This is a genomic window from Cellulomonas sp. KH9, assembly GCF_900114185.1.
GTDB lineage: Bacteria > Actinomycetota > Actinomycetes > Actinomycetales > Cellulomonadaceae > Cellulomonas.
The window spans coordinates 534803-550795 of the sequence record NZ_FOSE01000003.1 but is presented as its reverse complement, the minus strand read 5'-3'; the positions used below and the strand labels follow the sequence as shown (position 1 = coordinate 550795).

General features: G+C 74.4%; 11 protein-coding genes, 1 tRNA gene and 1 pseudogene. 4 read left to right on the top strand and 9 right to left on the bottom strand.

From position 1 onward, the window contains the following. Positions 1–107 precede the first annotated feature (107 nt). Together BMZ16_RS12300 and BMZ16_RS12295 are read left to right on the top strand one after the other, a co-directional pair. On the top strand, positions 108–1736 hold the full coding sequence (locus tag BMZ16_RS12300; RefSeq protein ID WP_143082827.1) for a hypothetical protein: 1629 nt from the start codon (positions 108–110) through the stop codon (positions 1734–1736). Positions 1737–1950: 214 nt separating this feature from the next. Then, on the top strand, positions 1951–4908 hold the full coding sequence (locus BMZ16_RS12295; protein ID WP_177199685.1) for a glycoside hydrolase family 2 TIM barrel-domain containing protein: 2958 nt from the start codon (positions 1951–1953) through the stop codon (positions 4906–4908). A gap of 79 nt (positions 4909–4987) precedes the next feature. On the opposite strand, the gene BMZ16_RS12290 is transcribed toward BMZ16_RS12295, so the two are convergent. From BMZ16_RS12290 to BMZ16_RS12265, 6 genes are all read right to left on the bottom strand, one after another. Next, the gene (locus BMZ16_RS12290; RefSeq protein WP_089800801.1) at positions 4988–6226 is read right to left on the bottom strand and encodes an ROK family transcriptional regulator; all 1239 of its coding nucleotides are present in this window, start codon (positions 6224–6226) and stop codon (positions 4988–4990) included. After that, a complete protein-coding gene (locus BMZ16_RS12285; RefSeq protein WP_089800799.1) occupies positions 6217–8844 on the bottom strand; it encodes a beta-galactosidase in 2628 nt (875 codons plus the stop codon). The genes BMZ16_RS12290 and BMZ16_RS12285 overlap by 10 nt, the downstream gene beginning before the upstream one ends. Beyond that, on the bottom strand, positions 8841–9767 hold the full coding sequence (locus BMZ16_RS12280; RefSeq protein WP_089800797.1) for a carbohydrate ABC transporter permease: 927 nt from the start codon (positions 9765–9767) through the stop codon (positions 8841–8843). The genes BMZ16_RS12285 and BMZ16_RS12280 overlap by 4 nt, the downstream gene beginning before the upstream one ends. Continuing rightward, positions 9767–10747: a carbohydrate ABC transporter permease gene (locus tag BMZ16_RS12275; RefSeq protein ID WP_089800795.1), complete on the bottom strand. Its 981-nt coding sequence runs from the start codon at positions 10745–10747 to the stop codon at positions 9767–9769. Before BMZ16_RS12275 ends, BMZ16_RS12280 begins: the two co-directional genes overlap by 1 nt. Next, positions 10747–12042, bottom strand: coding sequence for an ABC transporter substrate-binding protein (locus tag BMZ16_RS12270; protein ID WP_089800793.1), 1296 nt, complete (start codon positions 12040–12042; stop codon positions 10747–10749). Before BMZ16_RS12270 ends, BMZ16_RS12275 begins: the two co-directional genes overlap by 1 nt. Positions 12043–12225: 183 nt before the next feature. Continuing rightward, a tRNA-Gln gene (locus BMZ16_RS12265) sits at positions 12226–12297 on the bottom strand. 128 nt (positions 12298–12425) lie between these two features. On the opposite strand from BMZ16_RS12265, the gene BMZ16_RS12260 reads away from it, so the two are divergent. Both BMZ16_RS12260 and BMZ16_RS12255 read left to right on the top strand, forming a co-directional pair. Continuing rightward, positions 12426–13031 carry a TetR/AcrR family transcriptional regulator gene (locus BMZ16_RS12260; protein WP_089801124.1) on the top strand — a complete coding sequence of 202 codons (606 nt, stop codon included), beginning with the start codon at positions 12426–12428 and terminating at the stop codon, positions 13029–13031. A gap of 48 nt (positions 13032–13079) precedes the next feature. Continuing rightward, on the top strand, positions 13080–13598 hold the full coding sequence (locus tag BMZ16_RS12255; protein ID WP_089800791.1) for a MarR family winged helix-turn-helix transcriptional regulator: 519 nt from the start codon (positions 13080–13082) through the stop codon (positions 13596–13598). Between the two features lie 49 nt (positions 13599–13647). Here the strand turns inward: BMZ16_RS12255 and BMZ16_RS12250 are convergent, their stop codons facing one another. The 3 genes and pseudogenes from BMZ16_RS12250 to BMZ16_RS20055 all read right to left on the bottom strand — a co-directional run. Then, the gene (locus tag BMZ16_RS12250) at positions 13648–14043 is read right to left on the bottom strand and encodes an ArsR/SmtB family transcription factor (RefSeq protein WP_255366610.1); all 396 of its coding nucleotides are present in this window, start codon (positions 14041–14043) and stop codon (positions 13648–13650) included. Positions 14044–14112: 69 nt separating this feature from the next. After that, positions 14113–15483, bottom strand: a complete 1371-nt coding sequence (locus tag BMZ16_RS12245) for an ABC-F family ATP-binding cassette domain-containing protein (RefSeq protein ID WP_369822580.1) — start codon at positions 15481–15483, stop codon at positions 14113–14115. A 9-nt stretch (positions 15484–15492) separates the two neighbouring features. After that, a pseudogene (locus BMZ16_RS20055) lies at positions 15493–15975 on the bottom strand (ATP-binding cassette domain-containing protein); the annotation flags it as partial. Positions 15976–15993 lie beyond the last annotated feature (18 nt).

Below are 15993 nucleotides of genomic sequence, written 5' to 3'. Positions count from 1 at the left end.
GTCGTGCTAAATCGGTTCAGCACGCTGAACCGGCACGGGGGCCGCGCAGCCGACGACGGCTGCCGCCGGGGGCGGCCACCCTCGACCAGGTCGAAGGAGACACCGGTATGAGGAGACCCCTGCGCACGGGCACGACGCGCACCAGGACCCGGGCGGCAGCAGCGGCCGCCGTGGCGGCACTCGTCGCGGCGACGGTCGCCGTGGCCGCACCCGCGAGCGCCGACCCCACCACCCCCGCCGCGCCCGCGGCCGGCATCCTGTCCGTCACACCCGTCACCGAGGTCGGGTCCTACGGGCAGCAGGTCACGCACGTGGTGGTCGAGTACGGCGCCGCGGTCGACACCGCCCGCCTGACCCCCCAGGACTTCGCGGTGGCGGACTCGGTGTACAACTTCCGGTTCCACGGCGTCGAGCGCCTGCCCGAGCTCGTGGACCGGCAGGTCGCCGACGTGTGGACGACGGACGACCCCGCGCGGCTGCTCGACGAGGACCGGCCGGCGACGACGGGCCGGTACGTCGTGCTGGAGCTCGCGGACTCCCCCGACGGCGGCTGGACGGTCGTCGTCTCGCTGTGCCCGACGTTCCTGTGCTCCGTGGGCGTCAACCCCGACCAGCTCACGCAGGTGACCCAGCTCGGTGACGTGCACGCCACCGACGGCACGCTCCTGGCCGGCGGGGACCCCGCGACGGCCCACCGGACCACGGCGGAGCCGATCGACCGCGAGGTGGACCAGTTCGTGCTGCGGACGTTCGCGTCGAGCACGGGTGACGTCGAGTACGCCTACCGCCTGCCCGACGACTACGACCCGGCACGCGCCTACCCGCTGGTCGTCGCGCTGCCCGGTCACGGCATGGGCTTCGACGGGCAGAACCTGGGCGTGCAGCTCGCCTCCGACATGCTCACGACCGCGTGGTTCCAGGAGTCGTGGACCGGCACCGACGAGGACGTCATCGTGCTGGCGCCGCAGAACCGCCGGGTCGGCAAGGTCACCGAGGGCGCCCAGGCGGTCGAGCTGGTCGAGGCCTTCCTGGCGGAGCACGCCGTGGACCGCGACCGCGTGTACGCCACGTCGGTGTCGTACGGCTCGCAGCTGCTGTGGGAGATGTTCTCCGAGCGTCCCGACCTGTTCGCCGGCGGGCTGCTGACGGGCGGGTTCCCCGCGGACGCGGACGAGCTGCCCCGCATCGCGCAGGCCGAGGTCCCGCTGTGGATCACCCACGGCACGAACGACCACCTGCTCCCCGTGGCGAACGCGCGGGCGTCGTACGAGGGGCTGGTGGCGGCCCACCGCGCGCTGGGCCGCACCGAGGCCCGGATCGCCGAGCTGGTGCGCTGGACCGAGTACGGCGACGAGGCGTTCACGCTGCCGGACCACCACCTGGCGTCCGCCCCCACGTACGAGGACCCCGCGACCCTGCAGTGGCTGCTGGCGCAGCGCAAGCGCCCCCTCGCCGCCTTCGGGCTCGAGGTGGGGACGCAGTGCCACGCCCGGTGGGCGGTGCCCACCGTCACGGTCCGCAACGACGGTGACCGGCGTCTGCGGGCCCTGGTCGTCGCCGGCGACTCGCAGCACACGCTGACGGTCCCCGCGGGCAAGGACCGGTTCCACCGGTTCACGCACCGCGCCGCGCAGCTGCCGGCCGGCACCGTGACGGTGACGGTCGAGACCGTGGTGGACGGGGTGCCCGTCACGGACACCCGCACGGTGGCGCACGACGCGCTGACCTGCCGGTGAGATCGGCGGTGGCGGCCCCGTCGGGGGTCGCCACCGCGCCGCCGTGGCACGGCAGGCCGCCCGCGGTGCGGCGGCGCGTGACCCGGGGGCGACACGCGCACGTTCCGGCCCACCGTGGCCCGTCGGCAGCGCCCGTCCATTAATCTGACCGTCGATGGAACTACCGTCGACCTCCCGTCCGGCACGGGAGGTCCGCACGTCGACGAGGACAGGCATGACGACCCATCCCACGCACGAGTCCCTGCTGCCCCCGACGGGCGTGCGCGCCCCACGGTTCGCGGCGACCGCCACCGACGCCCCGCGCGTCCCGCTCGGCGGCGACTGGCGGTTCCGCCTCTTCCCCACGGCGGACACCGGGGTCGACCCCGGCGACCCCGGCACGGGCTGGGGCACCGTGCCCGTCCCCGGCCACTGGCAGCTCGCCGGGGCCCCCGACGCCTGGCCCCACGGGCGGCCCGCGTACACCAACGTCCTGTACCCCGTCCCGGTCGACCCGCCACGGGTCCCGCGCGACAACCCCACCGGCGAGTACCGGCGCACGCTGACCGTGCCCGCCACGTGGTGCGACGGCGGGCGGGTCGTGCTGCGGTTCGAGGGCGTGGACTCCTGGTTCGAGGTCGCCGTGAACGGGCAGGTGCTGGCGCAGTCGCACGGCTCCCGCCTGCCCACCGAGGTGGACGTGACCGACGCGGTGCACGCGGGCGAGAACCTGCTCGCCGTGCGGGTCACCCAGTGGTCGGCGCAGACCTACGTCGAGGACCAGGACCAGTGGTGGCTCTCGGGGATCTTCCGCGACGTCACCCTGCTGCACCGCCCGGACGACGGCATCGAGCACGTGACCCTGCACGCGGCGTACGACCACACCACCGGCGAGGGCGTGCTGCGGGTCGACGTCGAGCCGGCCCGGCCCGACGCGGTCGTCGAGGTGCCCGCCCTGGGGCTGCGCGCGCGCCCCGGCGAGGAGACGCGCACCCCCGTCGAGCCGTGGAGCGCCGAGTCGCCGCGCCTCTACGACGTGGTCGTCCGCACGCCGGGCGAGACCGTGACCCTGCGCGCCGGCTTCCGCACCGTCGCGGTGGTCGACGGGGTGCTCACGCTCAACGGCGCGCCGCTGGTGCTGCGCGGCGTCAACCGGCACGAGTTCGCGCCCACCGACGGCCGCGCCGTGACGCGCGAGACCATGCTCGCCGACGTGCTGGCCATGAAGCGGCACCACGTCAACGCCGTGCGGACCAGCCACTACCCGCCGCACCCGCACTTCCTCGACCTGTGCGACGAGCACGGGCTGTACGTCGTCGACGAGAACGACCTCGAGACGCACGGGTTCGAGCTGCTCGGCTGGCGCGGCAACCCCACGGACGACCCGCGCTGGGAGCCGCTGCTGGTGGACCGTGTGACGCGGATGGTGCGCCGCGACGCCCACCACCCGGCCGTCGTCATGTGGTCGCTGGGCAACGAGGCGGGGGCCGGGTGCAACGTCGCCGCCATGGCCGCGGCCGTGCGCGCCCTCGACGCGACACGCCCCGTGCACTACGAAGGTGACCGGACCTGCGAGCACGTCGACGTGTACTCGCGGATGTACCCGACCATCCAGGAGGTCGCCCTCATCGCCCGGGGCGAGGAGGACCCGCTGCCCGACGCGGTGCTGGACACCCGGCGGCGGGCGATGCCGTTCGTGCTGTGCGAGTACGCGCACGCGATGGGCAACGGCCCCGGCGGCCTGACCGGGTACCTCGACCTCGTCGAGGACCACCCGCGCCTGGCCGGCGGGTTCGTGTGGGAGTGGTTCGACCACGGCATCGCCACGCGCACCCCGGACGGCGAGCCCTACTACGGCTACGGCGGCGACTTCGGCGAGGACCTGCACGACGGCACGTTCATCGCCGACGGGCTGCTGCTGCCGGACCGCACGCCGTCGCCCGGCCTGCTCGAGCTGGCCGCCGCGTACGCACCCGTGCGGGTCCGCGCGGGTGCGCGGCCCGGCACGCTCGAGCTGCGCAACCGGTACGCGTTCACGTCGACCGCGCACGCGCGCCTGGTGTGGACGCTGGTCGCCGACGGCGACGTCGTCGCCGAGGGTGAGGTCGACCGCGTCCTGGCCCCCGACGAGCGGGCCGAGGTCCGCCTCGCCGACGTGCTCGGGGACCGCCTCGACGACGTGCTCGCCGCGACCGACCCGACCGCCGCGGCGTGGTGGGTCCTGCGCGCGGTCCCCCGGGACCCCGGCGCGGACGTCCCCGCCCACCTGGGGCTCGGCGCGGGCCAGGTGCTCGTCCGGCAGCCGGCCGCGCCACCGCGCGCGACGGGGTCCGCGGTCACGGTGGGCGACGGCCGCCGCGTGGGCCCGGTCGAGCTCGACGCGACGGGCCGCCCGGTGCGCATCGGCGGGACAGCGGTACGGCTCGCGCGCGTCGACGCGTGGCGGGCCCCGACCGACAACGACCGCATCCGGTCCTGGTACGACGCGATCGGCGACGCGGACGCCTGGGAGCAGGCGGGCCTGTCCCGCCTGCACGAGCGCGTCGACGACGTCACCGACGTGGACGGTGCCGTCGTCGTGACGTCCCGGGTCGCGGGCGCCGCGAGCGACTGCGGGCTGCGCGTGCGCACGACGTGGCGCACCGTGGACGAGCGCACCGCGGACCTGGTGGTCGAGCTCACGCCCGAGGGCCGCTGGCCCGGCACGGTGGCGCGGCTCGGGTGGCTGCTGGCCCTGGAGCAGCCGGACGCCGGCGACGTCCTGGTCGACTGGACCGGGCTGGGACCCGACGAGTCGTACGCCGACTCGCGGCTGGCGGCGCTGGCCGGCCGGTGGCAGCACACGGTCGACGCGCTGCAGACGCGCTACACGCACCCGCAGGAGAACGGCGCACGCCGTGGCGTCACGCGCGCGGTGCTGCACCTGGCCGGTGGCCCGCTCACGCTCACCGCCGGCGAGGTGCGCGTCGCCGACCGCGCGGTGCCCGGGCTGGAGCTCACCGCACGGCCCTGGTCGGACCGGGCCCTGGCCGACGCCCGCCACCCGCACGAGCTGGTGCCCGACGGTGCGCTGTGGCTGCACCTGGACGCGGTGCAGCACGGGCTCGGCTCGGCCGCCTGCGGCCCCGGCGTGGAGCCGGACGCGGCCGCGCGGCCCACGACGGCGACGCTGCAGGTGCGGCTGCAGGTCTGACGTCGCGGGCGGCCGGCGCACGTGCGCCGGCCGCCCGGGTCGTCGTCCGTCCGGGTCCCACGGCCCGCGGCCGCCCGCGTCAGAGCGCGAGCGGCACGCGGGTGGTGAGCAGCCCGACGTCCCCGAGGAACCGCTCGAGCGCCAGGGTCGCCATGCCGATGGCGGCCGAGTTGCCGCGGACCGTCGAGATGCCGACGGTGTGGTCGGTCGCGGTGCCGCGCGGCGCCTGGGCCCGCACCTGCGCCACCGTGGCGGGCAGCAGGTGCTCCCCCAGGGCCCACGCGGTCCACCCCGTCAGCATGACGAGCTCGGGGTTGATGACCGCCACCAGGTCCGCGATCGCGGAGCCCAGGTAGTCGGCCGTCCGCTCCAGCGTGCGCACGGCCGCCGGGTCCGGGTCGGGGCCGTCGAGCGCCGCGGCGAACCCGGCGATGAAGTCGCTCTGCTGCTGCGTCGCGGTCAGCGGGTGGTCCGGGGCGGTCTCGCGCAGCGTCTGCTGGATGCCCGGCGCCCCCACGTACGCCTCGACGCACCCGCGGCGCCCGCACCGGCAGCCGCGCCCCTCGTGCACCAGCAGGGTGTGGCCCCACTCGCCGGCCGAGTTGGTGGCACCCCGCAGCACGGCGCCGTCGAGCACGATGCCGGCGCCCACGCCGGTGCCGAGGTTGACGGTCACCAGGCTGTCGACACCGCGGCCGGCGCCGAGCCACAGCTCGGCCGTCGCGATCGCCTTGAGGGGGTTCTCGACGACGATCGGGGCGTCGAGACGGCCGCGCAGCAGGTCGAGGACCCCGACGCCGCGCCAGTGCCACGCGGGCACGACCACGGACATCTCCCCGTCGCGCCCCTGCACCAGCCCCGGCAGCGCGACGCCGACGCCCAGCAGGTCGGACCGGTCGCGGCCGGCCTGGCGCAGCGCCGCGTCGAGCGAGCGGAGCACGCCGTCCACGACGTGGTCCGGCGACTCCACGCGCTCGTCCAGCGCGACGTCGGCGCGGGCGAGCTCGGTGAGGGCTGCGTCGAACACGTGCGTCGAGACGTACGTCTCCGCGACGTCGACGCCCGCGAGGATGCCCCGGGCGCCGCGGATCGCCAGCGTGGTGGTGGGCCGGCCCACGCCGCTCGCCGAGACCCCGGTCTCCGCGACCAGCCCCTCCGCCAGCAGCTCGGACACGACGGTGGCGACCGTGGCGAGGCTCAGACCGGTGGTCCGTGCCAGCCCGTTGCGGGTCGCGCCGCCCTCGGCGAGCAGCGCGTGCAGCACGTCGAGGCGTGACTCGCTGCGGATGTCGCGCGACGAGCGCTTCCTCACGGCCATGCGGTTCCTCCGGTCGGCTGCACGAGCACCGCACCCAGCTCGGGTGCCTCGGCTCCGACGGTCCCGCGGACCATCAGCCGGATGATCCCAGAGTTCCACGCCGCGGGCAGCCAGAGCCTCCCGGGATCACCCCCCGTGAACCGGGGGCTCGCCGGGTCCCCGAGCCACACACGGCCCAGCAGCTCACCGTGCGCGTACGCCGCGACGCGCACGTGCGTGCCGGCGAACCGCAGCGAGCAGCCGCCGGGCGGCACGTCCACGTCGAGCCACAGCTCCTCACCGGGCGCCGGGCGCAGGGGCAGGTCCACGGGCTCAGCGGGCGCGGTCCGGCCCGCGAGCGCGACCAGGTCGCGGTCCGGCTGCGGCTCGACCTGCCACCCCTCGACCGGGGTCAGCCGCAGCAGGGTCGCGCCGCCCAGGACGCCGGGCACGTGGGGCACGGTGACCGCCACGTCGCGGCCGGCCCCGGGTGCCAGGTGCAGCCAGGGGTCGTGCAGCGTCACCAGGTGGTCGGTGCCGTCCACGGTGACCGTGACCGGCGTGCCGAGCCCGGGCAGGTGCAGCGCGTGGTGGTGCGCGCCGTCGACGTCCAGCGTGCGCCGGTACGTGACGGGTGCGCCGACCCGCGTGCTGCTCCACCCGCCGAGCGGGCGCAGCGGTGCGGGGGTGCCGGCCCACTGGGCCCCGGGCGCGACGGTCCACAGCGCGTGCACGTCGGACCGGCCGGTCACGGACCACACCCTGCCGAGCCCGCGCAGCGAGCCCATGGCCAGGCCCGGCAGGCGGGCGTCGTCGAAGTTGGGGTGACCCCACGTCTCGGCGGTCGCGGTGAGGGCGCTCGCCCCGGCGACGGGCACCACGACGGTGGCGCCGAACCCGGCGAGGGTGGGCAGCGAGCGGCCGTCCAGCGCGAGGTCGACGATGTCGCCGGCACCCTCGAGGAGCAGCTCGTCGGCGCCCGTCACGTCGGCCGCGTAGTGCGTGCGGCCGCGGTGCACGCCGACCTCCTCGGACGCCGGTGCGGTGCGGTGCTCCCGGACCGCCCCGTCACGGGTCGGCAGCGCGGGCCGCCGCGCCGCGGTCAGCCGGATCGGCTCCGCCACGGGGGCGTCGACGGGTGCGGCGACCGGGCCGTCCGGGCCCGGGACGTCGACGGGGTGGTGCACGACCACCTGCCACCGCAGGTGCTCGCCGTCGCCGGCGGGCGGTGCGTCGACGACGACGCGCACGGGCGACCCCGGGCGCGGTGCGGGCAGGTCGACGAGCGTGGGGGAACCGCCGGGTGCCGCCAGCGCGACGGCCCCGGGCACGGCGGCGGCGAGCTCGACACCGTCGGGCCCGGCACCGACCAGGTCGCCGGTCGCCAGCACGAGCGTGCCGTGCCCGCCGAAGCCCTCGAGCGGCAGGTCGCGCACGACCAGTGCGCAGGCGTGCCCCGGCACCGTGAGCGTCACGGCGGGCAGGGCGTCCGTGGCCGCGAGCTCGAACGTCGCGTCCGCGTCACCGAGGTTGGGCACGCCCAGCAGCGAGCCGCCGCCGTCGAGCGCGACGCGCGAGGGTGACGCAGCGGTCGGCGCCGTGCCGGTGTACGCGCCGTCGGCCGCACCCGCCACGCCGCGCGCGAGGCGCGGGCCGAGGGTGCGGGTCACCGCGGTGAGGACGCGCGCCTCGACGGTCTGCGGGCGCGGCTCCCCGGTCGGCGACAGGTACCCGCCGAAGTCGTAGTCGTGGGTCATGAACCCGCCGGGGTCGCCCCAGTTGCCCACCGACGGGGTGAACCCGAAGTCGTACCCCGAGGCCTGCAGGTACGGCGCCAGGACCGTGGCGCCGCTGACCAGCAGCCGACGCAGCGTCACGTGCGCACGGTTGGTCTCCGTGACCAGCAGCGGCTCGTCCCGGGCGGCGAGGAGGTCGGCGTAGCGCCGCACCTCCGGCTCGACGAACGGCGAGCGGTCGTCCGGGTAGAAGTTGAACGCCGGGGTCACCCCGGGCACCCCGCCGGTCGCACCGACGAGGTCGCCCTGGCCGGCGCACGCCACGAGCGGGACCTGCACGCCGTGCCGCACCGCCATGTCGCGCAGCGCGCCGATGTAGGCCGCGCGGTCCGCGGTGTCGAAGAAGTCGAGCTCGTTCTCGAGCTGGACCGCCACGACGGGCCCGCCCCGGCCGTGCTGCCGCTGCACCAGCAGCGGCAGCACCTGGTCGAACCAGCGCTCGACGTGGGCGAGGTACCGCGGCTCGGCCTGGCGCAGCGCGAGGCCGTCCTCGAGCGGCAGCCACGCGGGCAGCGCACCACCGTCCCACTCGGAGCAGATGTACGGCCCGGGCCGGGCCAGGACGCCGAGGCCCGCGGCGTGCGCGAGGTCGAGGAACTCCCCGACGTCGCGCCGCCCGGTGAAGTCCCACTCGCCGGGCGCGAGCTCGTGGAAGTTCCACGGCACGTACACGTCGACGAGGGTGTAGCCGGTCGCGCGCACCGCGGCCAGGCGCGCCGCCCACTCCTCCCGCGGGATGCGGAAGTAGAACAGGGACGCGCACGCGAGCACCTGCTCACGGCCGTCGAGCACCAGCCCGCCGGCCCCGAGCCGCACCGTGCCGTCCTGGAGGGTCGTCGTCACTTCACACCTGCGCTTCCGCCGGAGAGGTTCATCTCGTACAGGTACTTCTGGCCGGCGTAGTAGACGGCGATCATCGGCACGGTCAGCAGGATCGAGCCGACCATCACCAGGTTCCACGGGGGCAGCTGCATCGCGTTGCTGGTCGAGGTCATGAACTGCAGGCCGAGGGCCAGCGGCATCGTGTCCTCCTGGTTGAGGTAGATGAGCGGGCCCATGAAGTCGCCCCAGGCCGCGGTCAGCGTGAAGATCGCGATCGCGGTGAGGATCGGCCACATCATCGGCAGGACGATCCGGCGGTAGATGCCGAAGTAGCCGAGCCCGTCGACCTGGGCCGCCTCGTCGAGCTCGCCCGACACCCGCGAGACGAACTGCCGCACCAGGAACACGTTGAACGCGTTGGAGAAGAAGTTCGGCACGATCAGCGGCAGGAACGTGTTGACCCAGCCGAGCTCCTTGAACAGCAGGAACTGCGGGATCATCGTGATCTGCGCGGGGATCATCATGGTGGCCAGCACGACCATGAACATGAGGTTCTTGCCCGGCGCCCGCAGCCGCGCGAAGGCGTAGCCGACCAACGAGGACGACAGCACCTGCCCCACCGCCGACAGGGTCGCGATGACGACGGAGTTGAGCACGAACCGGCCGACGGGCAGCCCGGTGGCGGTGAACACGTCCGCGAAGTTCGACCACTCCCACTCGGTGGGGATGATGGTGAACATGTTGGTCGCACTGGTCGCGTCCGTGGCCAGGGCGATCGAGACCATGAGCACGAACGGCACGAAGAACACCGCGGAGACGACGAGCAGCACCGCGTACGTCGCCGGGGACGCGCGGAACGCCTTGAGGGTGCGCGCCGGCGTGTGCTCGTGGCGCGGTCGCGTGGCCGGCGGTGGTGCCGGCGTGATCGGCGTGGCGACGGCCATCACCGCACCTCCGTCTCGTAGAAGACCCAGCGGCGGGACGTGCGGAACGCGACGATCGTGAACGCGATGATGACGACGAACAGCAGCCAGGCGATCGCCGACGCGTACCCGAACTGGTAGAAGCTGAAGGCCTCGCGGAAGAGGAGGGGCACCATCATCATGCTGGCGTTGTCCGGCCCTCCGACGGGCTTGGTGAGGATGTAGACCTGCCCGAAGACCTGGAACGCCCCGATCAGCCCCATGATGAGGTTGAAGAAGATGATGGGCGTGATCTGCGGGAACGTGATCGACCAGAACTGCCGGACGGGACCGGCACCGTCGATCTCGGCCGCCTCGTAGAACTCCTTCGGGACCCCGTTCATGGCGGACAGCAGCAGCACGGTCGCGCCGCCGGCTCCCCAGGCGGACAGGACGACGAGCGCGGGCTTGACCCACGTCGGGTCGAGCAGCCAGTTCGGCCCGGTGATCCCGACGAGCCCCAGCAGGTCGTTCAGGGGTCCCGACGGTGCGAGCACCATCTTGAAGACCATCGCCGTGGCGACCATGGGCACGAGCGTCGGCAGGTAGATCATCGTGCGGAAGAGCTTGCGGCCCCGCACCTGCTTGTTCAGCAGGTTGGCCAGCCAGACGCCGATCACGAGCCCGACGGGCACGGAGACCAGGGCGTAGAAGAAGGTGTTCCGCAACGCCTGCCAGAAGACCGGGTCCTCGGTGAGGGCACGGACGTAGTTGTCCCCTCCGACGAACGTCGGCGGTGTGAACGAGTCCCACTCCGTCAGGGAGATGTAGACCGACGCGACCATCGGGCCCAGCAGGAACCCGACGAACCCGATCAGCCACGGGGAGATGAAGAGCCAGAACCAGCGCGCCTCGACCTTGCGCCGCCGGGTGAGCTTCTGGCGAGGGACCCTGCGCCCCCCGGCACGGTGCGAGCGGGTCGCCCGCACCGTGCCGAGGGCCTCGCCGAGGTCGACGGCCATCAGCGCGCCGGCTTGATGACGGCCTCGAGCTTCTGCTGGACCGCGTCCAGCTGCGTCTTCGCGTCCCCGCCCTCGTTCCAGAAGGTCGAGAGGCTGTCGTCGAAGGCGGCCTGCATCTGGTTCCACTCGGGGATGAGCGGGGAGGTGAAGACGAACGCGGACGACTCCCCGAACGCACCCATGTTGACCTCACGCGTGGCCCACGCGGGCTTCAGGAACTCCTCCGAGGCCTGCACCTCGAGGTTCGCGGGCACGTCCTGGGCGTTCTTGATGATGACCGCCTGCGCCTCGGCGTCCGTGAGGAAGTCGATGGCCTCGAACGCCTGCTCCGCGTGCTTGCTGTCGCGGGAGATCGCCAGGCCGGACCCGAACGCGGACACGGCCTGCTCGCCGCCCTGCCACAGGGGCGCGATGTCCCACTCGAAGTCGGCCTCGAGCAGGGAGTTGATCGCCCAGAAGCCGGTCGTGTTCATCGCGACCTTCTGGGCCGCGAACGCCGGGTCGCCGCCCATGTCGGGGCCCATGTCCGCGTACTCCGCGGCGGTGGGCGCGACGTGGTGCACGTGCGTGAGGTCGTTGGCCCACTGCAGCGCCTCGACCACCTCGGGCGAGTTGGCCGCGGGCAGACCGTCCTCGTCGATGATCCGGCCGCCGTTCTGGTACGCGAACGACCACCACTGCGCCCACCAGCCCGCCCCGGCGTAGCCCCACTGCTCGCCGGGGACCGTGAGCTGCTCCATCGCCGTCTGCGCGTCCTCCCACGTCCAGTCGGCGCTGGGGTACTCGACGCCCGCGGCGTCGAACATGTCCTTGTTGTAGTAGACGATCATCGCGCCGGACCGGTCGGGCACCGCGTAGACGCTGCCGTCGTAGGAGTACAGCGTCCCGACGGGGCCGAACCGCTCCTCGAGGTCGAGACCCGCGTCCGCCGCCAGGTCGTCGAGCGGGATGATCTGCTTCTTCGAGGAGTAGACGTTCACGCCCTCGGCGACCTGCATGATGTCCGGCCCGTCGCCACCGGCGATCATGGTCTGGACCTTCTGCTCGTACTTGTCGCCCGGGATCAGCTGCAGCTTGATGGAGATCTCGTCCTGCGACGCCTCGAACAGGTCGATGCGCTCCTGGTACGACTTCTTGTCGACGTCGCCGCCCCAGACCGTCATCGTGAGCGTCACGGGGCCGTCCGCCGCCGCGTCACCCCCGCCGCTGCCGCACGCCGCCACCATCGCGAGCGTGCTCAGTGCGGCGATCGCCGCCGTCCCGGTGCGCCTGACGCGCGACCTCGTGGTGCCCATGACTGTCCGCCTCTCTGCGGTCGCCCGGTGCGGACCCCGTCGTCCGAGCACCGTCGCGAAACTGTGGCGGTAAATATAACCATTGGACTAATGGCCTGGCGATCACCCTCACGGGGGGATCGCGGGAAGGCCGGGCCGGCCCGCGGCCGTCACGGCCGGCGGCCGCGGCCGGCGGGGAGCGGGCTCCGCCCCCAGGATTCGAACCTGGACCGCAAGGCTCCAAAGGCCTGCATGCTGCCGTTACACCAGGGCGGACCGACGCCCCAGTCTGCCAGCCCGCGGGCGCGGCGCCGCGCAGACGGCCGACGCCTTCGGCCGTCCCGACGTGCCCGCACGGCACAATGGAGCCCATGGCCTCCGACCCCAAGCGGTCCCGCGCGCGCATGACCGGCGTCCAACGACGCGCGCAGCTGCTGGACGTGTCGCGCACCCTGTTCGCCGAGAAGGGCTTCGACAACACGTCGGTCGAGGAGATCGCGGCCCGCGCCGGGGTGTCCAAGCCCGTCGTCTACGAGCACTTCGGGGGCAAGGAGGGCGTGTACGCGGTCGTCGTCGACCGCGAGATCCAGGCCCTGACCGGCGCCCTCACCGGGGCGCTCGAGGGCGGTGGCCACCCCCGCGCCCTGCTCGAGCGGACGACCCTGGCCCTGCTGTCGTACATCGAGGCGTCCGAGGCGGGGTTCCGCATCCTCGTCCGCGACTCGCCCGTCGCCCAGGCCACGGGCACGTTCTCCTCGCTCATCGGCGACGTCGCCACGCAGGTGGAGCACCTGCTGGCCAACGAGTTCCGCAAGCGCGGGCTCGACGCGCGCACCGCGCCCATCTACGCGCAGATGCTGGTGGGGATGGTCGCCCTCACGGGCCAGTGGTGGCTCGACGCCCGCAGCCCCCGCAAGGCGGAGGTCGCCGCGCACCTGGTCAACCTGGCGTGGAACGGCCTGGAGGCGCTCGAGCGCCACCCGCAGCTCGTGAAGCCGCCCACCTCCTAGCGCGCCGTCCGCACACCCCGGTGTCTTGACGTCGACTAATCTCGGACCATGGCCGAGAGCGACACCGCAGGGCCGCCCCGCGACGAGGTCGACCGCATCGTCCTCGCGTGGCAGCGCGAGCGACCCGACCTGGACGTCCGGCCCCTGACCGTGCTGTCCCGGGTCAGCCGTCTGGCGCGGCACCTCGACCTCGCCCGGCGCGGCGCGTTCGCGCGGCACGGCCTGGAGACGTGGGAGTTCGACGTGCTCGCGGCGCTGCGCCGCGCCGGCGAGCCGTACCGGCTGTCCCCCGGCGCGCTGCTCACGCAGACCCTCGTGACCAGCGGGACGATGACCAACCGCATCGACCGGCTCGCGGAGCAGGGTCTGGTCGAGCGCCAGCCGTCCCCCGACGACCGGCGCGGGGTCCTGGTCACCCTCACCCCGGCCGGCCTGCAGCGCGTCGACGAGGCGTTCGCGGACCTGCTCGACGTCGAGCGGGGCCTCATCGGGGAGCTCCCGGAGGCGGACCGCGAGCGCCTGGCCGCGCTGCTGCGCGACGTCCTCACGCTGTTCGACGCGTCCTGAGCCCGACGCGTCCCGAGCCCGACCCCGCGCGGTCGGGGCCGCCGCGTGGTCAGTCGCGGTGCCCGTGCTGGGACAGGCGGTCGAGGGCACGCTCGGCGTGCAGCCGGTGCCGGTCGAGCCAGGTGCGCGCCGTGAGCGTGCCGTCCGGGGTCAGCCGGTAGGTGCGCACGCGGCCGACCTTCTGGGACGCCACCACGCCCGCCCGCTCCAGGACCGCGAGGTGCTGGACCACGGCCGGCATCGACATGGGGAACGGCGCGGCCAGCGCGGACACCGACGCGGCGCCCTGCGCGAGCCGCTCGACCATGGCCCGGCGGGTCGCGTCGGACAGCGCGTGGAACAGCCGGTCCAGCTCGGCGTCGGGTGAGGGCTCCGGCATCTCGACCGGTCGCATGTACGACCGTCCCGCCGTCGTCCCGCTCGTCACGTCACCGCTCGTCGACATGGCACCACCCGTCCTCGCTCCGGCACGGTCGACTCCATCCTGCGGAGGAACGCCGCACCGCGCCACGGCTCAGCCCGCGGTCTCGGCCGCCTCGAGCCACGCGGCCTCGAGCTGGTCGCGCTCCGCGGCCAGCGCCCGCAGCTCCGCGTCGAGCGCCAGCACGGCCGTGTGGTCGGTCGCCTGCTCGGCCATGCGGCCGTGCAGGTCCGCCTCCAGCGCGGCGATGCGCTCCAGCCGGCGCTCGATCCGCTGCACCTCCTTGCGGGCGGCCCGCACCTCCGCCGCGGACGGGGCGGGCGGACCGTCGGCGGACGGTCCCGGGGCACCAGGGGCGTCGGACGAGCCCGGGGCCGCCCCGGCCGCCGCGCGCGCCATCGCTCCCCCGACGCCGCCGGTCGCCCGGGCGTCCGCGGCGCCGGCGGCGAGCGCCGCCCCGCGCAGCTCGAGGTACTCCTCGACGCCGCCGGGCAGGTCCCGCAGGTGCCCGTCGCCGAGCAGCGCGACCTGCCGGTCGCAGACCCGCTCGAGCAGGTAGCGGTCGTGCGAGACGACGACCAGCGTGCCGGGCCAGCCGTCGAGCAGGTCCTCGACCGCCGCCAGGGTGTCGGTGTCGAGGTCGTTGGTGGGCTCGTCGAGCAGCAGCACGTTGGGCTCGGCCACCAGCAGCCGCAGCAGCTGCAGGCGGCGGCGCTCCCCGCCCGACAGCTCCCGCACGAGGGTGCGGGCTCGCTCACGCGTGAACCCGAGCTTCTCCACCAGCTGGGCGGCGGTCAGCTCCTTGCCACCGACGACGACGGTCCGCTTCTCGCGCTCGACGGCCTCGACGACGGTCAGGTCCGCGACCTCGTCGAGGTCCTCGACGTCCTGGCGCAGCTCGGCGACGCGCACGGTCTTGCCCCGGCGCACGCGTCCCGCGGTGGGGACGACCTGCCCCGTGAGCAGCCGCAGCATGGTCGTCTTGCCGGCACCGTTGACGCCGACGACCCCGTACCGGTCCCCCGGGCCGAGGCGCCACGTGACGTCGTCGAGCAGCACGCGCCCGTCAGGCAGCGTGTACGTGACGTCCTCGAGGTCGAGCACGTCCTTGCCGAGCCGGGCGGTCGCGGTGCGGGCCAGCGCGAGGGAGTCGCGCGGCGGCGGCTCGTCGGCGATGAGCGCGGTCGCGGCGTCGATGCGGAACTTCGGCTTGGACGTGCGCGCCGGTGCGCCGCGCCGCAACCAGGCCAGCTCCTTGCGCAGCAGGTTCTGCCGCTTCGACTCGACCGTCGCGGCCTGCTGCGCCCGCTCGGCACGCGCCAGCACGTAGGCGGCGTACCCGCCGTCGTACTGGTCGACGACGCCGTCGTGCACCTCCCACGTCCGGGTGCAGACCGCGTCGAGGAACCACCGGTCGTGGGTCACCACGACCAGGGCCCCACCGCCGCGCGCGTACCGGTCCACGAGGTACCCCGCCAGCCACGCGACGCCCTCGACGTCGAGGTGGTTGGTGGGCTCGTCGAGCACCAGCACCTCGTCGTCGCGCACGAGCAGCGCCGCGAGCGCGACGCGCCGCCGCTGGCCGCCGGACAGCTTCGCCAGCGGGGCGTCGAGGTCGACGTCCGCGAGCAGGCCGCTGTGGACGGCGCGGACGCGGGCGTCGGACGCCCACTCGTGCGCGTCGGCGGAGCCGTGGACGGCGTCGAGCACGGTGCCGGGGCCCAGGTCGTCGCGCTGGTCGAGCAGGGCGACCCGGGTGCCGCCGGCGCGGGTCACGCGGCCGGTGTCGGGCTCCTGACGGCCCGAGAGCACGCGCAGCAGGGTGGACTTGCCGGCGCCGTTGGGGCCGACGACGCCGATGCGCTGGCCGTCGTCGACCCCGAGGCTGACGCCGTCGAGGAGGGTGCGGGTACCGAGGGTGAGGTGGACGCGGTCGGCGCCGAGAAGGTGGGGCATGAGGACCTCAGCGTGCCA